General features: G+C 64.3%; 21 protein-coding genes. 7 read left to right on the top strand and 14 right to left on the bottom strand.

Features of this window, described 5'->3' with window-relative positions; translation table 11 throughout:
• Positions 1-50: 50 nt before the first annotated feature.
• From holA to Y88_RS17860, 4 genes are all read right to left on the bottom strand, one after another.
• Positions 51-1,073 (bottom strand): DNA polymerase III subunit delta, encoded by a 1,023-nt coding sequence (holA, locus tag Y88_RS17875; protein WP_008071806.1) that lies wholly within the window; start codon positions 1,071-1,073, stop codon positions 51-53.
• 11 nt (positions 1,074-1,084) lie between these two features.
• Complete coding sequence (gene lptE / locus Y88_RS17870) at positions 1,085-1,591, bottom strand: LPS assembly lipoprotein LptE (RefSeq protein ID WP_008071803.1); 507 nt, start codon at positions 1,589-1,591, stop codon at positions 1,085-1,087.
• Positions 1,581-4,103, bottom strand: a complete 2,523-nt coding sequence (leuS, locus tag Y88_RS17865) for a leucine--tRNA ligase (protein WP_008071801.1) — start codon at positions 4,101-4,103, stop codon at positions 1,581-1,583. The genes lptE and leuS overlap by 11 nt, the downstream gene beginning before the upstream one ends.
• 102 nt (positions 4,104-4,205) lie before the next feature.
• Positions 4,206-4,670, bottom strand: coding sequence for a DUF3576 domain-containing protein (locus tag Y88_RS17860; RefSeq protein WP_169333624.1), 465 nt, complete (start codon positions 4,668-4,670; stop codon positions 4,206-4,208).
• Positions 4,671-5,241: 571 nt separating this feature from the next.
• Here Y88_RS17860 and Y88_RS17855 point away from each other — a divergent pair.
• From Y88_RS17855 to Y88_RS17845, 3 genes are all read left to right on the top strand, one after another.
• Positions 5,242-5,913, top strand: coding sequence for a hypothetical protein (locus Y88_RS17855; protein ID WP_232281136.1), 672 nt, complete (start codon positions 5,242-5,244; stop codon positions 5,911-5,913).
• Between the two features lie 443 nt (positions 5,914-6,356).
• Positions 6,357-7,079 (top strand): acetoacetyl-CoA reductase, encoded by a 723-nt coding sequence (gene phbB / locus Y88_RS17850; RefSeq protein ID WP_008071795.1) that lies wholly within the window; start codon positions 6,357-6,359, stop codon positions 7,077-7,079.
• Positions 7,080-7,124: 45 nt separating this feature from the next.
• Positions 7,125-7,379, top strand: a complete 255-nt coding sequence (locus tag Y88_RS17845; RefSeq protein ID WP_008071793.1) for a ribbon-helix-helix domain-containing protein — start codon at positions 7,125-7,127, stop codon at positions 7,377-7,379.
• 38 nt (positions 7,380-7,417) lie between these two features.
• Here Y88_RS17845 and murA read toward each other — a convergent pair whose 3' ends face one another.
• Entirely contained in the window at positions 7,418-8,698 is a 1,281-nt protein-coding gene (gene murA, locus Y88_RS17840) for a UDP-N-acetylglucosamine 1-carboxyvinyltransferase (RefSeq protein WP_008071792.1), read from the bottom strand.
• 151 nt (positions 8,699-8,849) lie between these two features.
• Between murA and galU the strand changes: the two genes are divergently transcribed.
• On the top strand, positions 8,850-9,743 hold the full coding sequence (galU, locus tag Y88_RS17835) for a UTP--glucose-1-phosphate uridylyltransferase GalU (protein ID WP_008071791.1): 894 nt from the start codon (positions 8,850-8,852) through the stop codon (positions 9,741-9,743).
• Positions 9,744-9,801: 58 nt separating this feature from the next.
• Here the strand turns inward: galU and Y88_RS17830 are convergent, their stop codons facing one another.
• The 5 genes from Y88_RS17830 to Y88_RS17810 all read right to left on the bottom strand — a co-directional run bounded on the left by Y88_RS17830 (position 9,802) and on the right by Y88_RS17810 (position 16,445).
• Positions 9,802-11,352 carry an acyl-CoA synthetase gene (locus Y88_RS17830; RefSeq protein ID WP_008071790.1) on the bottom strand — a complete coding sequence of 517 codons (1,551 nt, stop codon included), beginning with the start codon at positions 11,350-11,352 and terminating at the stop codon, positions 9,802-9,804.
• A gap of 245 nt (positions 11,353-11,597) precedes the next feature.
• On the bottom strand, positions 11,598-12,296 hold the full coding sequence (locus tag Y88_RS17825; RefSeq protein ID WP_008071789.1) for a M23 family metallopeptidase: 699 nt from the start codon (positions 12,294-12,296) through the stop codon (positions 11,598-11,600).
• A gap of 161 nt (positions 12,297-12,457) precedes the next feature.
• Positions 12,458-13,258: a ferritin-like domain-containing protein gene (locus tag Y88_RS17820; RefSeq protein ID WP_008071788.1), complete on the bottom strand. Its 801-nt coding sequence runs from the start codon at positions 13,256-13,258 to the stop codon at positions 12,458-12,460.
• Complete coding sequence (locus Y88_RS17815; RefSeq protein WP_018075563.1) at positions 13,255-13,725, bottom strand: peroxiredoxin; 471 nt, start codon at positions 13,723-13,725, stop codon at positions 13,255-13,257. Before Y88_RS17815 ends, Y88_RS17820 begins: the two co-directional genes overlap by 4 nt.
• Entirely contained in the window at positions 13,725-16,445 is a 2,721-nt protein-coding gene (locus Y88_RS17810) for a bifunctional [glutamine synthetase] adenylyltransferase/[glutamine synthetase]-adenylyl-L-tyrosine phosphorylase (protein ID WP_008071785.1), read from the bottom strand. The genes Y88_RS17815 and Y88_RS17810 overlap by 1 nt, the downstream gene beginning before the upstream one ends.
• 184 nt (positions 16,446-16,629) lie before the next feature.
• Between Y88_RS17810 and Y88_RS17805 the strand changes: the two genes are divergently transcribed.
• Genes Y88_RS17805 through wecC form a run of 3 tightly spaced genes read left to right on the top strand, consistent with a single transcriptional unit; the run spans position 16,630 to position 20,106 of the window.
• Positions 16,630-17,631, top strand: coding sequence for an agmatine deiminase family protein (locus tag Y88_RS17805; protein WP_026166882.1), 1,002 nt, complete (start codon positions 16,630-16,632; stop codon positions 17,629-17,631).
• A 47-nt stretch (positions 17,632-17,678) separates the two neighbouring features.
• Positions 17,679-18,815, top strand: a complete 1,137-nt coding sequence (wecB, locus tag Y88_RS17800) for a non-hydrolyzing UDP-N-acetylglucosamine 2-epimerase (protein WP_008071782.1) — start codon at positions 17,679-17,681, stop codon at positions 18,813-18,815.
• A complete protein-coding gene (gene wecC, locus Y88_RS17795; protein WP_008071780.1) occupies positions 18,805-20,106 on the top strand; it encodes a UDP-N-acetyl-D-mannosamine dehydrogenase in 1,302 nt (433 codons plus the stop codon). The genes wecB and wecC overlap by 11 nt, the downstream gene beginning before the upstream one ends.
• Positions 20,107-20,109: 3 nt before the next feature.
• Here wecC and Y88_RS17790 read toward each other — a convergent pair whose 3' ends face one another.
• From Y88_RS17790 to Y88_RS19430, 4 genes are all read right to left on the bottom strand, one after another.
• A complete protein-coding gene (locus Y88_RS17790) occupies positions 20,110-21,045 on the bottom strand; it encodes a sterol desaturase family protein (protein WP_008071779.1) in 936 nt (311 codons plus the stop codon).
• Positions 21,042-21,524 (bottom strand): hypothetical protein, encoded by a 483-nt coding sequence (locus tag Y88_RS17785; protein ID WP_008071778.1) that lies wholly within the window; start codon positions 21,522-21,524, stop codon positions 21,042-21,044. Before Y88_RS17785 ends, Y88_RS17790 begins: the two co-directional genes overlap by 4 nt.
• 10 nt (positions 21,525-21,534) lie before the next feature.
• Positions 21,535-21,969: a TIGR01244 family sulfur transferase gene (locus Y88_RS17780; RefSeq protein WP_008071777.1), complete on the bottom strand. Its 435-nt coding sequence runs from the start codon at positions 21,967-21,969 to the stop codon at positions 21,535-21,537.
• 373 nt (positions 21,970-22,342) lie between these two features.
• The coding region (locus tag Y88_RS19430; RefSeq protein WP_040702663.1) for a hypothetical protein at positions 22,343-22,593 on the bottom strand (251 nt) is incomplete at its 5' end.

The raw sequence follows: 22,593 nt of genomic DNA, 5'->3' as shown, positions 1-22,593 counted from the left end.
TGACGGACCTTGGGTATTAAAACTTATTTGGTGGAAATTATGCCGCTATTTCAACGTGCGGCTGCGCGAACGACTTCGACGACTTCATGGGCGAGGCGCAGGCCCGACAGGCGGTTGTCCGTCAGCATGGCGCGGTGAAGCGCGATCAGGCGCTGGGCCAGACGTTCGAGGCGGGCGCCGCGCCACCGCCCGAGTTGCTGGGCAAGGTCGGCCTTGTCGCGAAAGAAGACGCGGCGAGCCTGGATTTCGCCTTCGAGGAAAGCGCTGATGTCGGTGCGTGTCCCGAGGCGTCCGGCAAGCTGGAACAGGGTGACCACGCGCCGTTCGAACGCCAGCAGCAGGGCTACACCGTTGACGTCCTGCGCCGTCACGCGGGCCAGTTCGTGTCCGACCTGCTTGGTTTGCCCGCCAAGGGCGGCGTTGATCAGCGGGGCAATGCTGTCGTCCTCGGTCGCGGCGCCGATCGCGGCGAGATCCGCAGGCGTCGGCGCGCGCGGGGATTCAGGCGCAGCGTCGAGATAAAGAACCAGCTTTTCGATCTCGCTGCGTGCCATGCGTGTGTCGAGGCCGGTTGCAAGCGCGATCTGTTCAGCAAGGCCGGAGTTGAGGCGAAGTCCGGCGGTATCGCCGAGCGTGCGCACCATTTCGGCAACGGCACGCAAGTCGGGCGGGTGGAAAACCGTCACCAGGGCGTCGTCGCGGTCGGCCAGCAGTTTTGCGATCCGCGATTTGTCGGTGGCGCCGCCGGCGATGGCCAGCACCGGCCAGCCGGGAACGGGATCGGCGATCAGGGTCGAGATCGCTTCGTAGGCCTCGTCGCCGGACATGGTGATGATGATGATGCGATGGTCGCCGAACAGCGATGTCGAGCGGGCCTCGTCCGCGAGCCGGACGGGATCGCGCCTGAGTTCGGCGCCGGTCATCTCGACCTTTTCGGCTGGACCGAGGCGTTCGATCACGCGAGCGGCCGCGTCGCTGGCTCCGGCTTCGTCTGCGCCGCAGAAATAGAAGACACGCGCCTGTCGTAAGGCGCGGTCCATCATCCCGGCAAAGGTCTTGTGCGTCGCCTTCACCGAAGGCGCCGTTATTTCATCTGACGCAGACGCGTCGAGACGCGCGTGACGATCTGGTCGGCAATGTCTTTCGAGAGGTTTTCGAGCGCAGTCTGTTCGGCCGCGATCACCGCATATTCGCTCGAGACGATGTCGATCCCGGCGTCGGCATCGGCGGTCGCGTCGAGCACGATCGTGCCCGATGCCAGATCGACGAGCTGATAGCGCGCGCGCAGGGTGCGCCGTTCACGCGTGATCGAGTTGTTGGACAGGAGCCCGGTGCCCTGCAGGCGCTCGTCGAGGCGAACGTCGAGGCGATAGCGCGGCGTTGCCTTGCCCGCAGCGCCGAGACGGTCGGTCAGGGCATTGTGGACGAGGAAGCCCGATTTTCCCTCGATGGGGGAGACGTCGACCGCAGCCGCCTGACGCGCGACGGCCCCGCTGCTGCCCCCGGCATACATGGGCTTGAGCCCGCAAGCCGAAAGCAGGGCAAGCGACGAGGCCAGCGCGACGAGGCGAAAGGGGCGATTACGCGACAAGGTTCACCAACCGATCCGGAACGACGATGATCTTGCGGATTTCCGCACCGTCGAGGGCACGTTGGACCTTTTCCGAGGCAAGCGCCAGACGTTCGAGATCCTCGCGCGAGGTGCCCTTGGCAACGGTCAGCGTATCGCGCAACTTGCCTTTGACCTGAACCGCGACGGTCACTTCGTCATCGACCAGCAGGGCCGGATCGACTGGTGGCCAGGCGGCGTCGGCAACGAGGCCTTCGCCCATGGCGGACCAGGCCTCTTCGGCCAGATGCGGCATCATCGGCCCGATCAGTTGCAGCAGCATGCGGATCGCTTCGCTGCGGCTTGCCGAAGGGGCGGCCTTCTCGATCACGCCGGTCAGTTCGTAGATGCGCGCGACGGCCTTGTTGAAGCCGAGAGCTTCGATGTCGGCGGCAACGGCATGGACGGTCTGGTGCGCCTTGCGGGCGACGGCCTTGTCTTCGCCGGTTGCTGTGGCGTCATATTGGGCGAACAGGCGCCACAGGCGCTGGACGAAGCGGGCGCAGCCCTCGATCCCGGCTTCCGACCAGGGGAGGTCGCGTTCGGGCGGGCTGTCGGACAGCATGAACCAGCGGATCGCGTCGGCACCATAGCGGGCGACGATCTCGTCGGGGTCGACCACGTTCTTCTTCGACTTCGACATCTTGATGACGCGGCCGATCTCGACCGGGGCGCCGTCGGCGCGGAGCACGGCCCCGTCGCTGCTGCGTTCGACTTCGGTCGGGCTGAAGAAGATCGGCTGCCCGTTTTCGGGATTGCGCCGTTCATAGGTTTCATGCGTCACCATGCCTTGGGTGAACAGGCTGGCGAAAGGCTCGGTGATGTCGATCTTGCCGATATGGGCAAGAGCGCGGGTCCAGAAGCGGGCGTAGAGCAAGTGCAGGATCGCATGCTCGATGCCGCCGATGTACTGTTCGACCGGCAACCACTGTGCAATCACCGCCGGATCGAACGGGGCATCCGTCGGCTGGCTGGCAAAGCGCAGGAAATACCACGAGGAATCGACGAAAGTGTCGAGCGTGTCGGTTTCGCGCCGGGCTGCGTGGCCGCATTGCGGGCAATCGACATGCTTCCACGTCGGATGGCGATCGAGCGGATTGCCGGGAACCGAGAAGTCGACATCGTCGGGCAGCGTGACCGGAAGCTGCTTCTTGGGCACCGGCACGACGCCGCAGATTTCGCAATGGACGAAGGGGATCGGGGTACCCCAGTACCGCTGGCGCGAAACGCCCCAGTCGCGCAGGCGCCAAACCGTCTTGCCTTCGCCCCAGCCTTCCGCTTGCGCGCGGGCGATCACTTCGGCCTTGGCCTGTGCGACCGGCAGGCCGTCGAGGAACGACGAATTGACGAGAATGCCGTCGCCTGCCTCGGCTTCGGCGCCGAACGGGCGGTCGGCGTCCTCGGCATGGGCTGCGACGACGCGCAGGATCGGCAAGTCGTACTTGCTTGCGAAGTCGAAGTCGCGCTGGTCGTGGCCGGGGACGGCCATGATCGCGCCGGTGCCGTAGTCCATCAGCACGAAATTGGCGATGTAGACGGGCAGGTCTTCGCCGGTGAAGGGGTGGCGCGCGGTGATCCCGGTCGCATAGCCCAGCTTTTCGGCGGTTTCGAGTTCGGCGGCCGTCGTGCCGCCCTGACGGCACAGCGCGATGAACTCGGCGGCAGCGGGGTTGGCGGCAGCGACAGCCTGCGCGATCGGGTGCTCGGCGGCGACCGCGACGAAGCTGGCGCCGAAAATGGTGTCGGGGCGGGTGGTGTAGACTTCGAGAGTCTCGCCGTTCGACAGGGCGAAGCGGAACTGCAGGCCCTGGCTCTTGCCGATCCAGTTTTCCTGCATCAGGCGGACCTTTTCAGGCCACTTGTCGAGCGTGCCGAGCCCGTTCAGCAGATCGTCGGCAAACTGCGTGATCTTGAGGAACCACTGGTTGAGCTTGCGCTTTTCGACCAGGGCGCCCGAACGCCAGCCGCGTCCGTCGATGACCTGTTCGTTGGCCAGCACAGTGTGGTCGATCGGGTCCCAGTTGACGGCCGATTCCTTGCGATAGACAAGGCCGGCTTGATAAAGGTCGATGAACAGCGACTGTTCATGGCCGTAGTATTCGGGTTCGCAGGTCGCGATTTCACGGGACCAGTCGAGCGCGAAGCCCAGTCGCTTCAACTGTGCCTTCATGTTGGCGATGTTGTCGCGGGTCCAGCCGCCGGGGTGAACGCCCTTCTCCATGGCCGCGTTTTCGGCGGGCATGCCAAATGCGTCCCAGCCCATCGGGTGAAGGACTTCAAACCCCTTCATCCGCTTGTAGCGCGCGAGGACGTCGCCCATCGTGTAATTGCGCACATGGCCGATATGGATGCGCCCCGAAGGATAGGGGAACATCTCGAGCACATAGCTGCGCGGGCGCGGAGAGGCATCGTCGGCACGGAAAGTCTGGGCGTCGTCCCAGGCCTTCTGCCAGCGAATGTCGGACGTTGCGGGGTCGAAACGATCAGCGGTCATGCGCGCCCTCTACGCAGGCAGGCGGTCTCGCGCAACAGGTGGACGCAAGAGGGCGGCCGTCAGGCGGATTGGCCCGGCACGAAGCCGGGCTCCGCCGGGCGATCAGCCGCGCAGGGTCTTGCGGCGCAAGTCGCGCGCCTTGGTCAGGATGATGTCTTCCAGCTTCTGTACGGTGGCGGCCTGGACCGGAGCGTCGATCCAGTTGCCGCCCTGCAGCACCTGGCGGCTGGCGGCCACGCGCACGGCGTCCGCGCGCAGGTCCTGGTCGAGAATCGAAACCGTCACCTTGACCCGTTCGTTGGGGTTGGACGGATTGGAGTACCAGTCGGTCACGATCACGCCGCCGTTGCTGTCGGTCTGGAGCAGGGGCATGAACGACAAGGTGTCGAGGCTGGCACGCCAGAGGTACGAGTTCACGCCGATTTGCGTGACCTTGCTGTCCGCATATTCGGCGGTGGGGTGCTGCAGCGGCTTGGGGTGGTGACGGTGGGGCGCACAGGCGCCGAGCGAGACGAGGAGCGCGCCGATAAGCAATCCGCGCAAGGTGGTTGCGGGAAGAGTGCCGATCGTGCGGGGGTTTGTGCTGCGGGGGCTGGCGCTCAACGTCACTGTCAATCCTGTCCTTGCTGGCACGGCGGGGTGCGGTGACGCGATCCTGCCGGCACGACCGAAAACGGGCGTAGATCGGCAATCCTCCGCTTTCGGATCGGTGAGATGCCGAAAAGGGTGGCGCGCGTCGCCTTCGGCAGGCCTCTAACACTCCCACATGTCAGGCGGCAAGCGCATTGGAAGACCGTTTCCGCCGGAAGGGAAGCGGCGTGCAGGAAAGGCGGAGGAGATGAGGCGTGTGGATTGCGTGCAACACTTTTCAGCGAATGCTCGGGAAGGGGCTTGCCGACTGGAACTCGGCCGGGGATGCATCTATATCCATGTGAACTGAACGGTCACTTGCGATCGCCAACGGCCTTCGTTGCCGAGAGGCGGGCAAGTGAAGCGGGTAAAGAACAAGGCAGGTAACAGGGCAATGAGCGGTAAGCAGGCAAATGGCGGGAAAGGCGGCGGTTTTCGTCGGCTTCTGCGCGTGCCTGCAAGGGTCGCGGCGGTTGTCTTGCCTTCTCTGTTGCTTGCCCCGACCGTCGTGAACGCATTTTCCAACGGCACCGAATCGCTGCCCGTCAGTCTTGCTGCACGCGGCGGAGTCGGTTCGTTCACGCCGGCCTCGGTTGATCCGCGCCTCGTTGCGCAAGTGTCGGCCCATGCGCTGGTCAATGGAAAGCTGTTCCGCTTCACGCCTGCGGGAACCGAGAATCGCCCCGATCGTGCAGTCACGGTTGCGGTGCGGTTGCCCGAATTGCGCGCGCGCCTGATCGGTGCTCGGTCGGCGCCTGCGGCGGGCAATCCCGGACTTGCTGCTGTGCGGATTGCACCGACGGTGTACAACCTGGGTCTTGCTCGCGGGTATCAGAGCTTTGCTTCGGTCACGGCGAGCCTTCCGCGCGAATCGACGCCGGACAATGCCGAATTGCGGACATTCTCTCTGGCGCCTTCGCAGTCTGCGGCGGCGAACGGTTTTTCGCGCATCGAACCGCGGATCGCTGTTGATGAGAAGGACAAGACCGGCCGTGCCCCGCGTACGCCTGATGGGCAGGGGGATTACCAGGTCGATCTTGGCGGCAGCTATCGTCTGACCGGCAATCTCGATGTGACGGCGGGTATCCGCTATTCGTCGGACCGCGATCGCCTGCGCGCGCTGACCGACCATCGCCAGGACAGTCAGGCGATTTACGTCGGAACCAAGTTCCGCTTCTGAACGAGGGTGTCGAAGATATCCGAATCGGTTATCTTTTGACTTGTCGATGTTCCCCTTATCGCTGATCCGGTTTTGGTGACTGGTGTTGTCCGGTTATGCCGGGTGCTGGTCTGGCCGTTGTTGCGCCTCCTCCATCCTCAACGATGCGGGAATTTTTCCCGAGATGTGTCGATTTCTTTGAAATTCAAGAAATTCGGCCGTGATTATTGCATTTTCATTAATGATGCAGCGCAGCAATCGCTGTGACTCCATTGTTTCGGGTCTTCTTAAGCATTCTTTTTGCGATGCAGCATATTGTATGTGCTTTTTCTATGGTCTGGATGCACGATTTCGGCTGCATCTCATTATTTGGTAATTTTCGGTATCAGGTGACTTGTCGTATATTCGACATGGTCATACTTTAGCAGTCGCCTGATCGGGGTATTTCAACCAGAGGATTCCAAATGGCGCGAGTAGCTATCGTTACGGGTGGTACCAGGGGGATCGGCGAGGCCATCAGCCTCGCACTGAAAGAGCAGGGACGCCAGGTCGTTGCCAACTATGCCGGGAACGAGGAAAAGGCGAAGGCCTTTACCGAAGCGACGGGCATTCCCACGGTCCGCTGGGACGTGGGTGATCATGAGGCTTCGCTGGCCGCGGTGGCCGGAATTGCCGAGCAGTACGGACCTGTCGACATCGTGATCAACAATGCGGGGATCACGCGCGACGGGGTTCTTCACCGGATGAGCTATGACGACTGGAACGAAGTCATGCGCATCAATCTTGGCGGTTGCTTCAACATGGCCAAGGCGGCTTTCCCGGGTATGCGCGAGCGCGGTTGGGGGCGTATCGTCAATATCGGGTCGATCAACGGTCAGGCCGGGCAGTACGGTCAGGTGAACTACGCCGCCGCCAAGTCTGGGATCCATGGCTTTACCAAGGCTCTGGCGCAGGAAGGGGCGAAGTACGGCGTGACCGTCAATGCCATCGCGCCGGGCTACATCGACACCGACATGGTTGCGGCCGTGCCGGCCCCGGTGCTCGAAAAGATCATTGCCAAGATTCCGGTCGGACGTCTGGGCAAGGCCTATGAAATCGCGCGCGCCGTTGCGTTCCTGACTTCGGACGACGCTGGTTTCGTGACCGGGTCGACGATGTCGATCAACGGTGGGCAGCACATGTACTGATCCGGATCGGCGGCGGGCGTGATGTCTGCCGCCGTTTCACAGGATATGACGGACATTTCCTCAATCTATCATCCGCCGGTCAAGCGGTCGGTGGAGATCGCCGGGCACAAGACCTCGATCAGCCTGGAACCCTTGTTCTGGGATTGGCTGCGCAAAGTTGCCGAGGAAGAAGGGATTCCGATCAACGCGCTGGTCGCGCGGATCGATGTCGAGAGGATCGGGGCTGACAATCCGCCCGGTCTTGCCGGGGCGATCCGCCAATGGCTCGCGGCGCGAGCCCTGGGGCGGCACGGCGGCTGAACCGCCGTGCCTTCACGGTCTTTCAGTCGCGCGTTACATCAGTCTCCGGCCCGTTCGACGTCGGCGCCGATCAGGGACAGCTTTTCCTCGAGGCGTTCATAGCCCCGGTCGAGGTGATAGACGCGGTGGACGCGGGTTTCGCCTTCGGCTGCAAGACCGGCGATGATGAGGCTCATCGATGCGCGCAGGTCGGTGGCCATGACGTCGGCGCCGGTCATCTTCTTCACGCCATGCACGACCGCAGTGCGGCCCTTGGTCTCGATTCGGGCGCCCATGCGGTTGAGTTCGGGAACGTGCATGTAGCGGTTCTCGAAAATCGTCTCGGTCAGGACCGAAGACCCTTCGGCCATGCACAGCATCGCCATGAGCTGGGCCTGCATGTCCGTCGGGAAGCCGGGAAACGGCGCGGTCGAGAGCGTCACCGGGCGCAGCGGGCCGTCCGTCGTGATCTGCAATCCGCCGCGTACTTCCTCGACATGGACGCCCGCGTCACGCAGAGCCTGAACGGTCGAGGCCATGTCTTCCATCCGGGCGCCCGCCAGCAGGACGTCGCCGCCGGTGATGGCCGCCGCACAGGCATAGGAACCCGCCTCGATACGGTCGGGCATGACCATGTAGGTTGCCCCGTGGAGGCGTGAAACGCCGTGAATGGTGAGATCGGAAGAACCGATCCCTTCGATTTCGGCACCCATCGCGACCAGCAGATTGCACAAGTCGACGATTTCCGGTTCGCGTGCCGCGTTGTGCAGCGTCGAGGTGCCCTTGGCGAGAACCGCTGCCATCAGGGCGTTCTCGGTCGCACCGACCGAGACCACCGGGAAGGTGTAGGAGCCGCCCGGAAGGCCGCCGTCAGGCGCGATCGCACGGACGTAGCCGGACGCGAGTTCGATTCTCGCGCCGAAGGCTTCGAGAGCCTTGAGGTGGAGGTCGATCGGGCGGTTGCCGATCGCGCAGCCGCCGGGCAGCGAGACGGTCGCTTCCCCGGCGCGGGCAAGCATCGGGCCGAGCACCAGGATCGAGGCGCGCATCTTGCGCACGAGGTCGTAGGGCGCGACGGTCGAGGTAAGGCGTGTGGCCTGAAGCGTCATGACCCGCCCGAAATCTTCCGGACGCGCACCCGCGATCGCGGTCGAGATGCCGAACTGGTTCAACAGGTGCTGAAAACTGTCGATATCGGCAAGGCGCGGCAGGTTGCGGAGCGTGAGCGGCTCCTCGGTCAGCAAGGCACAGGGAAGCAGGGTGAGTGCGGCGTTCTTTGCCCCCGAAACCGGCACGGTACCCGACAGCCGGCGGCCGCCACGAATGATGATCTTGTCCATCTCTGCCGTTTAGAGACTGTGCGGAAATTCGCCAATCCGAATTTTGCCAGCAGGACGTGCTTGATAGTGGGTTAACGCAAAATCAGCAGTTGCACTGAAAATTGTGCGCAGCATAACAGTGGTGAAAGAATTCCCAGGATAGAGTGCGTGCATGACTGAAACGACCATCCGTAAACCCATTCGCAAGGCCGTATTCCCGGTGGCGGGACTGGGCACGCGATTTCTGCCCGCGACAAAAGCTATTCCCAAGGAAATGCTGCCGATTATCGATCGGCCGCTCATTCAATACGCAGTTGATGAAGCGCGCGAAGCAGGCATCGAACAACTGATTTTCGTCACTGGTCGTGGAAAGACGGCTATCGTCGAACATTTCGACACCGCGTTCGAACTTGAGGCAACCATGTCCTCGCGTGGCAAGGATCTTTCGATTCTCGCGCCGACGCGGATTCAGCCGGGCAACCTCGTCACCGTGCGCCAGCAGGTTCCGATGGGCCTGGGCCATGCGATCTGGTGCGCGCGGGCGATCGTCGGGAACGAACCGTTCGCGATTTTCCTTCCCGACGAACTGATGATCGGCTCGCCGGGCTGCATGAAGCAGATGGTCGAGGCCTACAACGAAGTCGGCGGCAATCTCATTTCGGTGCTCGAAGTGCCGGAAGAGGAAGTGTCGAGCTATGGCGTGATCAAGCCCGGCGCCAAGGTGTCGGGCAGCCTGACCGAAGTGGTCGGGTTGGTCGAAAAGCCCAAGCGCGAGGAAGCGCCCTCGAACCTGATCATCTCGGGCCGCTACATTCTCCAGCCCGAAGTCATGCGTACGCTCGAAGGGCAGGAAAAGGGTGCGGGCGGCGAGATCCAGCTGACCGATGCCATGGCCAAGATGATCGGCAATCAGGCGTTCCACGCCGTCACCTTTGCCGGTCGCCGGTATGACTGCGGCAGCAAGAGCGGTTTTGTCGAAGCGACGCTGGAACTGGCGCTCGAACGCAGTGACATGGCGGCTGACGTGCGCGCCGCGATCAAGCGGCTGGCTGCAACTTTCGACTGATACCTGCCTACCATGATGCACATGCCTTGGCGGGTTGCGGCGTATTTGCCGGAAAGACTTACCGGATTTCCCCGGCAAGGCTTTCCGGCTGATTGCGATACTCGTCGCGCAAGAGGCGCTTGAAGAGTTTGCCGGTCGGTTCGCGCGGCAGTTCCGGGCGAAAATCGATCTGGCGCGGCATCTTGACGCGGCTGAGGCGTGGCGCGAGCCATTCGGTCAGTTCCGCCGCAAGTGTGGGGCCTGCCGCATCGAAATCGGCTGGCTGAACGACGGCGACGACGCGTTCGCCCATGTCGGGGTCGGGAACGCCGATGACCGCGACATCGACGACCTTGGGGTGGGTGACGAGCAGGTTCTCGATTTCCTGCGGATAGATGTTCACACCGCCTGAAATGATCATGAAGCCCTTGCGGTCGGTGAGGAAAAGGTAGCCGTCCTCGTCTTCCCAGCCGACGTCGCCCAGACTGGTCCAGCCATGCCGGTTCGTCGCATCGCGGGTCTTGTCCGGATCGTTGTGGTAGCTGAACCGCGTGGCGCCTTCGAAAAAGACTTGTCCTTCGGTGCCCCGTGGGACTTCGTTTCCAGCCTCGTCGCAGATGTGCAGGGTGCCGAGCAGCGCCCGTCCGACCGACCCGGGGCGCTCGAGCCATTCCTCGCTCGAAATGAAGGTAAAGCCGTTGCCTTCGGTCCCGGCGTAATATTCCATCAGGATCGGGCCCCACCAGCCGATCATCGCCCGCTTGACCGGAACGGGGCAGGGGGCCGCCGCATGGACGGCGCAACGCAGGCTCGAAAGGTCGTATCGGCGGCGCACGCTTTCATCGAGTTTGAGCATGCGCACGAAATGCGTCGGCACCCACTGGCTGTCGGTGACGCGATGGCGTTCGATCAGGGCGAGCGCCTTTTCGGGATCGAATTTCTCCATGCACACGACGGTTCCGCCAAGCTTGTGGACGGTGAGCGACCATCGCAACGGCGCGGCGTGATAGAGGGGGGCGGGGGACAGGTAGACGCTGTGCGCGCCGAACCCGAAGACGCCGCGTGCCAGTTCGAACAGGCCGTTGCTGCCGCCGATCGCCGGATCTTCGGGCAAGGGCATGCGCACGCCTTTGGGTTTTCCGGTCGTACCTGAGGAATAGAGCATGTCGATACCGGCCCGCTCATCGGCAATCGGGGTTCCCGGATGGGGCGCAAGGGCCGCGACCAGATCGCGCTCTTCCGTTCCGCCCAGGCGAAGTTGCGGAAGGCCGGGCGCGAGGTGGGCCACGTCGTCAAGGATCGGCGCCAGCGTTTCGGTCCCGGCGAGCAAACCGGCGCCGCTGTCACGGGCGATATAGGCGATTTCCGGCGCAGTCAGGCGGCAGGAGATGGCGACATAGATGAGGCCCGCCCGTTGCGCGCCCCAGCAGAGCGCGAAGAAGATCGGTGTGTTATCAAAGCACAAGGCAACCGTATCGCCGATGCCGAGGCCTCGGGCCCGAAGCAGGTGGGCAAAGCGATTGCTGATCGCGTCGAGTTGTCCGTAAGTCAGAACTTCGCCGCTTAGCCCCATGATCACGGCGGGCTTGTCGGGATCGGCACTCGCATGGACACTCGGATGGTAGTGCATGGCGGTCCTCTCGGCCTGGCCACTGGGGCCGACCTTTCCCCTTGGTTCCACTCTTGTCGGCGGTCTCGGGGCGGTGTGATGGTCTTGGTAGGTTAAATGATCGATTAACCTGCCGCAAGGCCAATCCGAACATGCCGTGCTTCGTGGGCAAGTCACGAAAAAGGGCGCCGAAAACGGCGCCCTCTTGATGATCGCATCATGGTCGGGATGCGATCGGGCCTCTTGCGGCCCTGATCGGGGAAAACTTACCGGCCCGGAGTCGCGGGGGTCGATCCGGCAGCACTTGCCAGCAGAGTGGCGGCATTGGCTTCGGCAACCTGCATGTAGGGGATCGGGTTCACGGCGTCGCCCGCGATGCGGACTTCGTAGTGGAGATGTGAGCCGGTCGAGCGACCGGTCGAACCGACGTAACCGATCACGTCGCCCTTGTGGACGTGCTGGCCTTCGGCAACCGCGATGCGCGACATGTGGCCATAGCGGGTTTCCAGATTGGCGCCGTGTTCAAGCTGAACGAACAGACCATAGCCGCCGAACCAGTCGGCGCGACCGACGATGCCATCGGCAGTCGCGTGGATCGGGGTTCCGGTCGGGGCGGGCAGGTCGACGCCCTTGTGCATGCGGAAACCGCCGAGCACGGGGTGGACGCGCATGCCGAAATTGCTGCTCATCGTGCGGCTGCTGGTCACGGGAACGAGCATCGGGATCGAGGCCGAACCGGTGTCGGCAACAGCGGCCTGCTGCTTGCCGGTGTCCAGAGCACGCCAATTGGCGAAAAGCTGATGGAATTCGTCGTCACCGGCATTGGCGGTGTAGCCGTTGCGGGCCGCTTCGGTCGCGCGGAGCGGCGCGGTGATGTCTGCGGAAGCGGCGCTGTTCGCGAATGCCGGCTGGGCGAGGAGGCTGGCAGCAAGACCCAGCGCGAAAGGAAGGAAACGATTGAGCATTAGGACCCGTGCGAAACCCTGTTTTTCGGTGCCGATGACGCTTTGTGCGACCCGACAGCCTTACCCCGGAAACAGTTCCTTCGGCGGGCGAAGAAACCTGAAAGAGAGACTTTGATCCCCGTCTCTCTTCGTTGCCAGAGGGGTAACGGCAGGTGTTGCAGTCATGCAACCCCCGCCATGAATTCGCACGACAGACCGGCTGATCGACGCGCTGAGTCGTTGAACGGCGGCTTAATGGCACCCCGAAAGTGCAGATCGACCAAGGTTTTCCACAAGGCGGGGGGTGATTCTCCGCGCTCTGCACAGACGCTCGTGAAGTGGTTCGTGCCGAAGCGGACATGGTTTACCTCGTCCGTAAGGATGCGGGAGAGGACGCGCGCGGTGCGCGTATCTCCGACCGCTTCGAACCGCTCTATGGTTACCGGCGTCACGTCGAGACCACGCGCTTCGAGCACCATCGGCACCACGGCGAGACGCGCGGCAACGTCGTGGGCGGTCTCTTTTGCCGCGTCCCACAACCCGTCATGCGCGGGCAGGGCGCCGTAATGACTGCCCAGCGATTGCAGGCGGCGTTCGAGCAGGGCGAAGTGGATGGCTTCGTCGGCCGCCACACTCAACCAGTCGGAAACGAAGCCGGGCCCGCGTTCCCCGCCGAAGCGACCGGCCGCATCGAGTGCGAGGTCGATGGCGACGAATTCGATATGGGCGAGCGCATGGATCAGCGCGAGCCGCCCGCGTTCCGACCCGCCCCGGCCGCGCTTGGGCATGGCATTGGGGGGCAGGAGTTCGGGCTTGTCCGGGCGCGCCGGATAGTCGGGCATCGCGCAATCGAACGAGGCTTCGAGCCGTCCGGCGGCCCAGTCGCGCGCTACCGCCCGCGCGGCCATGACTTTGGCGCGCGGGTCGGCAGTCAGCATCGCGGCGCGGATCGCCCGGCTTACGCTGTTTTCGGCAGAGTTCATCCCAGCTGCCGCGCGGCCTCGAGCACGTCCTCGGCGTGGCCCTTGACCTTCACCTTGGGCCAGATGCGTGCGATCCGACCGTCCGCACCGATCAGCAGTGTGGTGCGTTCCATGCCCATGTAGGTGCGGCCGTACATCGCCTTTTCCTTCCAGATGCCGAGCGCATCGGAGAGGCCGCCTTCTTCGGCGTCGGTTGCCAGCGGGGCTGCGAGGGCATGCTTGTCGATGAACTTGCGATGCTTTTGCGGCGGGTCCTTGCTGATGCCCAGAAGCGCGGTGTCGGCCGCGGCAAAAGCCTCGGCGAGAGCGGAAAAGTCTTTGTTCTCGGTGGTGCAGCCGGGGGTGTCGTCCTTGGGATAGAAGAACAGGACCAGCTTGCGCCCGACAAAGTCGGCAGGGCGAACGGTGGCGCCTTCGGGCGTGGTCAGGGCAATGTCGGGCAGGGCTTCGCCCACGGCAAGTGTCATCACGAGGTCTCCAGGTCTTCGGCAAAGGTCTCGCGCCAGGCGGCGGCGATCGTTTCGCGGGCAGTGGCGATCGCGGCAAGCAGGCTGTCCCAGTCCGCCTGATCGCAGGCGCGGGCGACGATGGCACGGCTGGCGGGCGGGGGATAGGCGCCATCGGGGGCAACCAGTCGCACGACGACCAGCAGCCGCGCGAGCAGGGCATAGGCATCGCCCAGCGCGGCTTCGACGTGACCCGCCTCGGCCAGCATGGCGATGGCTTCGCCCAGATCGGGGTCGATCGCGATCCGTTCGCGCAGTTGCAGGTAGTGGACGATGAATTCGCAGTCGACGAGGCCGCCGCGGGCCAGCTTGACGTCGAGAGGGCCCTTGGGCGGCTTGTGCCGCGCCATGTCGCCACGCATTTTGAGGACGTCGGCGCGCAGTTTTTCAGGATCGCGCGGCATGCACAGCACCGATTGAACTATGCGCGCCAGGTCCGCCCGATCCTGCGCGGTTCCGAACAGCGGGCGTGCCCGGCACAGCGCCATGTGCTCCCAGGTCCAGGCTTCCTCGCGCTGATAGCGTTCGAAGCTTTCGAAGCTGACCGCGATCGGGCCTTGCGTTCCCGACGGGCGCAGGCGGGTATCGACTTCGTAAAGAGCCCCGGCAGCGGTCGGGGCGGACAGGGCCGCGACCACGCGCTGGCTGAGCCGGGTATAATAGAGTGTGCCGCCAAGCGGGCGGGGGCCATCGGATTCGTCGGCAAAGTCGCCGGTGAAGAGGAACACGAGATCGAGGTCGGAGGCATGGGTCAGCGCCCCGCCGCCCAGCCGCCCGAGTCCCAGAATGACGAGACGGCTGTTCGGGACATGGCCGTGGGTGGCGGCGAATTCCGCCTCGGCTGCCGCGCCCAGCACTTCGATCGCGGCTTCGGCCACGCGCGAGAGTGCGGCGGCGATCGCCAGCGGATCGTGGATGTGTTCGATCAGTTGCACGCCGAGTGCGAAACGGATTTCCCCGACCCGCCGCCGTACTGCGTCGAGCAGGCACTGGTAATCGTCGCCCTTTTCGGTGCGGGCGATGCGGGCGGCTATGGTGGCGACGCTGCCGGGCAAGTCGAAGGCAGTGTTGTCGATCAGCGCATCGAGCAGGTCCGCGCGTCGGGCAAGCTCGTCGGCCAGTGTCGGGGCATGGGCGAGAATGCGCATGACCACGTCGAAAAGGCCGGGCCGGGCTTCGAGCAGGCGGAAGATGTTGATGGCCGAGGGCAGGTGATCGAGCAACTGTTCCCAGCGGAGCAGCGCACGATCCGGGTCGGGGGCCGCTGCCAGAGCCTTGAGCAAGGGATGGCGGATGCGCGCAAAGGCGATGCGCGCGGCTTCGCTGCGCAAGGCGCGATAGCGGCCGTTGTTCCATCCCTCGATCCGTGCGGCGAGCGCTTCGGGATCGGCAAAGCCGAGCGCGTCGAGGTCGCGGACAAGGGGAACCGGTTCCGCCGCCACCGCGCCGCGTGGCGCCCATGCCGCGATCAGGGTGTCGAAGCGGCTGCCCACCACGTCCGAAATCGCGGCAAGCTCGTTCACCAGCGTGGCGCCATCAGGCAATCCATCGAGCCGCGCGACGCCGTCGAGTGCGATCGGATCGAGCGGCAGGCTGTGCGTCTGCTGGTCCGCGACCATCTGCAGGCGGTGTTCGAGCGTGCGCAGGCGATCGTAGGACGTGCCAAGCACCTGCGCGTCGTCGGCGGCGATGATCCCGGCCTGGGCGAGCGCGTCGAGGCTCGCCCGCACGCCACGCAGGCGCAGCGCGGGATTGCGGCCGCCGTGAATGAGCTGGTGCGTCTGGGCAAAGAACTCGACTTCGCGAATGCCCCCGCGACCGCGTTTCAGGTCATAGCCGGGGCCGACGCGCTGGCCTCCGGCGTAATGGTCGCGAATGCGGATGGTCAGGCGGCCGATTTCCGCAATGGCCCCGAAATCGAGGCTGCGGCGCCAGACGAACGGGCGGATGGTGTCGAGAAAGGCTTGCCCGCGCGCGATGTCTCCGGCGGCGGCCCGCGCCCGGATGAAGGCGGCGCGTTCCCATGCCAGTGCGCTTGATTCGTAATGCGTGATGGCCGCGTCGAACGAGAGCGCCAGCGGCGTCACTTCCGATTGCGGGCGCAGGCGCAAATCGACGCGAAAAACGTAGCCTTCGCCCGTGATCGTCGAAAGCAGTTCGACCACGCGGCGGGCGACCATCTGTGCGGCCTCTGCCGGGTCGTCGCGCTCTCGGCGGGGCAGGGCCAGCGGGTCGAACAGCAGGATGGGATCGATGTCGGAGGAATAGTTGAGCTCGCCCGCTCCGTGCTTGCCCAGCGCAATGCCGGTAAATCCGGTCGGCACGGCATCGGGCACCCGGCGCAGGATTGCGGCCTTGATCGCCGCGTCGAGCGCGCGATCGGCGAAGGCGCTCAACCGGCCGGTCACTTCGAGCAGGGGCATGGCCCCGGCAAGGTCGGCAAGGGCGATGACGAGGCTGAGCGCGAGGCGTTCTCGGCGCAGGGCTATCCCGACGTCCTCGGTCCCCTCTCCTGCGGCGTGGGCCAGGGCGAGCGCCTCGTCCAGGCGTCCGGCGCCGAGCAGTTCGCCAAGATCGGGGCGCCGGTCGAGTGCGCGGGACAGGAACGGCGCATAAGTCCGCGCCCGATCGATCGCGCCGGTCCAGTCCGGATCAGGCCGCTCGGCAATGGTGGCAGTCATCGGCTCTCTCCCGTCATGCAGGTCTCGATGCATCCCGCCCGGCGGTTGATCAAGGGGGCTGTCGATGATGCCCCCTGTTCATGCCTCTTGTCGAAGAAGCCTGTGTCGAAGAGGCATGGCGCACGGGCGCAACTTCGATTACCGCCCGACGGCTTTTGCCATTGCAGGGAAAGAGGGAAAGACGATGACCGCGACGCAGGCTTCCACCGGATGGCGCATGCCCCCCGAATGGCACCCGCAGGATTGGCTGTGGATCGGCTTTCCCCACATTGCCGAGGAATGGTCTGGCTTCATCGAACCGGCGCAGGAACAGATTGCCGCCTTTGCCAACGCGGTCGCCGAAACCGGTCAGGAAGTGCGACTGATCGTGCGCGATGAAGCCAATGCGGCGCGGGCGCGATCGCTGGTCAGTGCAAAGGTCGTGCTCGAAACGCGCGTCTATGGCGACGTATGGCTGCGCGATACCGGGCCTCTGGTCGTCAACGACGGCTCGGGCGGTCGCATGGCGCGCCTGTTCGGGTTCAATGGCTGGGGCGGCAAGTATCTGATGCCCGGCGACGATGCGATCGGCGCGGATCTGGCCGCGAGTGCGGGGCTGTCCGCGACGCGGGGCGACTGGATTCTCGAAGGCGGGGCGCTCGACGGCGACGGGACCGGACTGGTGGCGACGACTGAACAGTGCCTGCTCAACCCCAATCGCAATCCGCACCTTTCGCGCGGCGATCTCGAAATGCGTCTGGCCCGCGACCTCGGCTTTGATCGCGTGCTGTGGCTGGGGGATGGGCTGCTCAACGACCACACCGACGGCCATGTCGACAATCTCGGTCGCTTTTTCGCGCCGGGACGGATCGCCTTGCCGCGCGCGACGGGGGCTGGCGATCCCAATGCCGCGATCTATGCCGACGCGGTGGCGCGGGCGCGCGATTTCGGGGTCGATGTGGTCGAGGTTCCTTCGCCCGGTCTGATCGAGTGGGATGGCGTCATTCAGCCTGCCAGCTACATGAATTTCGTCATCACCACTCACGCGGTGATCGTGCCGATTTTCGGCTCGCCTCACGATGCCGACGGGGTGGCCGCGATCGGCGCGCTTTTCCCGGGGCGCGAAGCGATCGGGGTGATGGGCGATGCCGTTCTTGCCGGGGGTGGGGGCTTCCATTGTTCGAGCCAGCAGATGCCGGCTCGATAATCGGGCGTTTATCGGGGTATTAACCTTGGTCGGATAAGGAACCCCGCATGAACGAACAGCCCGCGCGCAAGACTGTCCTCGTCGTTTTCGGCACTCGTCCGGAAGCGATCAAGATGTTCCCGGTCGTTCATGCGCTGCGGGCCGATCCTCGCTTTCGCGTCGTGGTCTGCGTTTCTGCACAGCATCGCGGTATGCTGGATCAGGTTCTGGCGATTGCCGGGATCGTGCCCGACCACGATCTCGACCTGATGCGCCCGGACCAGACGCTCGATTCGCTGACGGCGGCTTTGCTCACCGGGCTGGGCCGGGTGATGGATGCTGAACGGCCCGACTGGGTCATGGTGCAGGGCGATACCGCCACCGCCATGGCGGGGGCTCTTGCCGCCTATTATCGCAAGGTCCCGGTCGCCCATGTCGAGGCCGGTTTGCGCAGCCACAATATCTATCACCCCTGGCCCGAAGAGGTGAACCGCAAGATCATCGGCTCGATCGCCGCGCTTCACTTTGCACCGACGGAAACGGCGGCGGCGGCCTTGCGCGCGGAAAACGTCGCGCCCGGAACGATCCATGTCACCGGCAATACCGTGATCGACGCGCTGCACTGGGTCACCGCGCGGATCGCCGCAGAGCCCGGCCTTGCCTCGGGCCTTGCCGATCTTGCAACGCGGTTCGCAGGCAAGCGGATCATCGGCGTCACCAGCCATCGGCGCGAGAATTTCGGCGGCGGGCTGGAAGCGATTGCACAGGCCATCCGCACGATTGCCGAGCGGCAGGATGTGGCCCTGATCTTTCCGGTCCATCCCAATCCCAATGTCGGCCGGGTCATGGACGCAGCCCTTGCGGACTTGCCCAATGTCGCCCTCATCGAGCCGCTTGATTATCCCCATTTCGCCCGTTTGCTGGCGATGGCGGACATCATGCTGACCGACAGCGGCGGGGTGCAGGAAGAGGCGCCCGCTCTGGGCAAGCCGGTGCTGGTCATGCGCGAGACGACCGAGCGGCCCGAAGGCGTGGAGGCGGGGACCGCCTTGCTCGTCGGAACCGACCCGGCGCGTATCGTTACGGAAATTTTCACGCTGCTCGACGATAAGAGTGCGTATTCGCGAATGGCAAAGGCGCACAATCCGTTCGGGGACGGAAAGGCCGCGCCGCGTATTGTGGAGCTTGTTGCCAATGCTGGGTGAAACGAAGCCGCAGGTCTGTGTCGTCGGGTTGGGCTATATCGGCCTGCCGACTGCCGCGATCATTGCCCGTTCGGGCTGCCCGGTTCTGGGCCTCGATGTTTCGCAACACGTCGTCGACACGATCAATCGCGGCGATATCCATATCGAGGAAGTCGATCTGCACGGTCTCGTCCACGGGGTGGTGCAACGCGGGTTGCTGCGGGCCTCGACCCGGATCGAGCCTGCCGATGTCTTCGTCATCGCGGTGCCGACGCCTTTTGCCAAGGACGGCCATCACACGCCCGACGTCTCTTATGTCATGGCAGCCGCTACCGAAGTCGCCGCCGCGCTCAAGGTCGGGGACGTGGTGATTCTCGAATCCACCTCGCCGGTTGGAACGACCGAAGAGATGCGCGATCTCATGGCCAGGCTGCGGCCCGATCTCAAGTTTCCGGGGCAGACGCGCGAAACGCCCGACGTTTCGATCGCCTATTGCCCCGAACGCGTGCTGCCCGGCCGCATTCTCGAGGAACTGACCAACAACGACCGTTCGATCGGCGGCATCACGCCGCGTTGCGCGCGCAAGGCGCTGGCGTTCTACAAGCGGTTCGTGCGGGGGGCGTGCATCACTACCGATGCGCGGTCGGCGGAAATGACCAAGCTGGTCGAAAACGCCTATCGCGACGTGAACATCGCCTTTGCCAACGAACTGTCGATGATTTCGGATCGCATGGGGCTGGATGTCTGGGAAGTGATCCGGCTGGCCAATCGCCATCCGCGCGTCAATATCCTCCAGCCGGGCCCGGGCGTCGGTGGTCATTGCATCGCGGTCGATCCCTGGTTCATCGTCCATGGCGCGCCCGATGACACGCCGCTGATCCGCGCCGCGCGCTCAGTGAACGACGGCAAGATGCACCATGTCATTGACCATGCCGTAGCCTTGGTCGAAGCGCATCCGGACGCGAAGATTGCCTGCCTCGGGCTCGCGTTCAAGGCGAACATCGACGATTTCCGCGAAAGCCCGGCGCGTTTCGTCGCCGCGCGCATTGCCCGCCGTTTCGGCGAGCGGGTTCATATCGTCGAGCCTTATGCCGCCGAACTGCCGATCGAATTCACCGATACCGGGGCGAAGCTCATCGATATCGACACGGCGCTCGAAACCTGTGACGTGCTGATCGTGCTGGTCGACCACGACGTTTTCCGCGTCGTGCCGCTGGCCGAGCGTCAGGGCAAGGCGGTCTATGATACGCGCGGCATCTGGCCCGATCAGCCGGTCGAAGCGGTCGCGACCGGCCTGCGCCTCGCCAGCTGATCCTTATTCTTCGGTTTCGTCGCGCGTTGCCTGCCAGCGCGCGCGAATCGTGCGGGATGTTTCGCGGCTGCCGTCGTGGCTCCAGCCCGGTTCGCGCACGAGATAGAAGAGCTTGGCCCGGAACGGCGCACGCACGAGATCGCGGCCGATCGCCAGCCATTCGTGGAATGCCACGGTCCGCAAGGAAAAGCTGCCGAGCTGGTGGACCACGCCATAGCGCACCGGTTCCTCGTCGCATTCGGGTTCGAACGAGCGGAACAGGCGGTCCCAGACGATGAACACGCCTGCGTAATTGCGATCGAGATAGCGCGGGTTGATGCCGTGATGGACACGATGATGCGAGGGGGTGTTCATCACCGCTTCGAACCAGCGGGGCATCCGTCCGACAGCCTCGGTATGGATCCAGAACTGGTAGACCAGATTGATCCCTCCGACCGTCAGCAACATGCCCGGCGGAAAGCCGATCAGTGCGGGCCAGATGCGAAAGACAAAGGACAGGGCCGGGAATCCGGTCCAGGTCTGACGCAGTGCGGTCGACAGGTTGTAATGCTGGCTCGAATGATGGTTGACGTGTGCCGCCCAGAACCAGCGCACGCGATGGGCCGTGCGATGGAACCAGTAATAGTTGAAATCATCGAGGACGAAGGCGAGAATCCACGTCCACCAGGCGACCGGGATCGTCACCAGTCGATGAGCATAGAGCGTCCCGGCGGCAAGCGCGATGGTTCCCGCCGCCAAGGCCCCGGCAACGGTGCTGCCAAGACCCATGAAAAGCGAGGTCAGCGTATCTGCCGGTTCATAGGCCGCAGGTGAGGTCCGTCGGGCCCAGATCATCTCGAACACGATGGCAAGGATGAAGAACGGCACGGCAAAGGGCACGACATCGAAACCGGTCGTGGCCGCCTCGTTCAACCAGGCCTGAAATGCAGAACCGCTCATGCCCGGCCTCCACGTTGCGAATCGCCGATTCGGCGCAGGCTCGCCGCCCAGGTTTGCGCATCGGGGCCAAGGTCGAGTGTGAGCAGTCCGAATCGGCGGTCGCCGGTTTCCAGCGTCAGATATTGCCGGTCGAGGCGGATGCCCTCGTGGGACGTCAGTTCGCGTCCCACGAAGTGGCAACCGTGCCGACGGATCAGCATGACTCGTCCGGCCGCATTGCGAACGAGTGCCCCGATCCGCGCACGATCGAGCGTCACGTCGACCGCATCGAATCCGGCAATCGCTTCATCGGCGAGTCGGATGGCGTGGGCCCGGTCGGCAATGCGGATGTCCCCGCCCAGCCGCAGGGCCCGGGCAAGGCCATAGACGGCAAGGATCAGCAGCAGACCTGCCACGGTTTCGGCCGCAACGATCAGCGCCGGCCCGATATCGGGTCGGGCGACGAGTGCCGTGACGGTTTCTGCCAGTTTCCCGCTCATGCCGGCCGGGTCAGGCCTTGTTGGCAGCGAGCATGTCGATCTGGGCGCGCAGCGGCGACACGTCGTAACCCGCGCCGGCGGCTTTTGCCGCGATTTCATCGGGACTTACGCCCGCGCGCGCCTTGGTCAGCGCCCAGAGCAGCGTCGAGCGCGTACCCGACCGGCAATAGGCCAGAACCGGCGCGTCACCGGCCTGTGCGAGGGCCTCGTCGAGCGCGACAACCTGGTTGAGCGAGAAGCCTGCGTGCGAAACGGGGATCGCGACATAGGCAATGCCGGCTTCCTGCGCGGCGGCGGCGATGGCGTCGCCGGGCGTCTGGTCCTCGCTTTCGCCTTCGGGGCGATTGTTGACGATCAGGCCGACACCGAGCTCCTTGGCGGCCGTGACATCGGCCAGAGTGATCTGCGGGCTGACGAACATGGAGTCGTCGATCTTGCGAAACATGGCTTGGAGACCTTCCTGTTCACCGCGAGGGGGAGGGTTCCGTTTCGCCTAGCGGCTTCAACCGAGGAAGGAAACAGCGATGGACTTTCTGGAGCTTCTGGCCGGGGCTTCAGGTCCGGTAAAGCATTCGTATCGGAATGTGTCTGGAGAGGGCCGTCAAGCGCCATCGTGACCGGATTTCGACCAAATGATCACTCTTCTTTGGCGAAATCCATAAAGGGCGACGATTCCGTTCGCACTCCGCCGTTTTGTCCGCTATAGTCAAAAAGCAATGGACTGCGTCGGCATTCTTCGCCGGCAAGGATTCCTTGTCGTGCCGCCGGCTCCCGCGTCCGGCCTGCGGTGCCGAGGAAATCAGGGGCGGAAACAAGGTTTATTGAATTTTATGGGTTTTGACAGAGGGCGGCGTCGCGGACGCGACAAGCGCGACGGTTTCGGCGAAGACAATTTCGATCCCTACGGTGGTTTCGGCGGCGGCGGCAATTATGATCGCGGCTTCGGCGGTGGTGGTCGTGGTGGCTTCGGCGGCGGCGATCGCGGCGGTTTTGGCGGTGGTGATCGTGGCGGCTTCGGCGGTGGCGATCGCGGCGGCTTCGGCGGCCCGCGTGGCGGCGGTGGTGGCGG

Source organism: Novosphingobium nitrogenifigens DSM 19370, assembly GCF_000192575.1.
GTDB lineage: Bacteria > Pseudomonadota > Alphaproteobacteria > Sphingomonadales > Sphingomonadaceae > Novosphingobium > Novosphingobium nitrogenifigens.
This window is presented reverse-complemented; position numbering and strand designations above follow the sequence as displayed.

Bases quoted from the DNA above. Each gene is read 5' to 3' on its own strand.
- Y88_RS17845 (WP_008071793.1), top strand. From the start codon at position 7,125: ATGACGGACATTTCCTCAATCTATCATCCGCCGGTCAAGCGGTCGGTG.
- Y88_RS17790 (WP_008071779.1), bottom strand. From the start codon at position 21,045: ATGAGCGGTTCTGCATTTCAGGCCTGGTTGAACGAGGCGGCCACGACC.
- Y88_RS17825 (WP_008071789.1), bottom strand. From the start codon at position 12,296: ATGCTCAATCGTTTCCTTCCTTTCGCGCTGGGTCTTGCTGCCAGCCTC.
- Y88_RS17830 (WP_008071790.1), bottom strand. From the start codon at position 11,352: ATGCACTACCATCCGAGTGTCCATGCGAGTGCCGATCCCGACAAGCCC.
- phbB (WP_008071795.1), top strand. From the start codon at position 6,357: ATGGCGCGAGTAGCTATCGTTACGGGTGGTACCAGGGGGATCGGCGAG.
- Y88_RS17805 (WP_026166882.1), top strand. From the start codon at position 16,630: ATGACCGCGACGCAGGCTTCCACCGGATGGCGCATGCCCCCCGAATGG.
- leuS (WP_008071801.1), bottom strand. From the start codon at position 4,103: ATGACCGCTGATCGTTTCGACCCCGCAACGTCCGACATTCGCTGGCAG.
- galU (WP_008071791.1), top strand. From the start codon at position 8,850: ATGACTGAAACGACCATCCGTAAACCCATTCGCAAGGCCGTATTCCCG.
- murA (WP_008071792.1), bottom strand. From the start codon at position 8,698: ATGGACAAGATCATCATTCGTGGCGGCCGCCGGCTGTCGGGTACCGTG.
- Y88_RS17815 (WP_018075563.1), bottom strand. From the start codon at position 13,725: ATGACACTTGCCGTGGGCGAAGCCCTGCCCGACATTGCCCTGACCACG.
- Y88_RS17785 (WP_008071778.1), bottom strand. From the start codon at position 21,524: ATGAGCGGGAAACTGGCAGAAACCGTCACGGCACTCGTCGCCCGACCC.
- Y88_RS17810 (WP_008071785.1), bottom strand. From the start codon at position 16,445: ATGACTGCCACCATTGCCGAGCGGCCTGATCCGGACTGGACCGGCGCG.
- Y88_RS17780 (WP_008071777.1), bottom strand. From the start codon at position 21,969: ATGTTTCGCAAGATCGACGACTCCATGTTCGTCAGCCCGCAGATCACT.
- Y88_RS17820 (WP_008071788.1), bottom strand. From the start codon at position 13,258: ATGAACTCTGCCGAAAACAGCGTAAGCCGGGCGATCCGCGCCGCGATG.
- wecC (WP_008071780.1), top strand. From the start codon at position 18,805: ATGCTGGGTGAAACGAAGCCGCAGGTCTGTGTCGTCGGGTTGGGCTAT.
- wecB (WP_008071782.1), top strand. From the start codon at position 17,679: ATGAACGAACAGCCCGCGCGCAAGACTGTCCTCGTCGTTTTCGGCACT.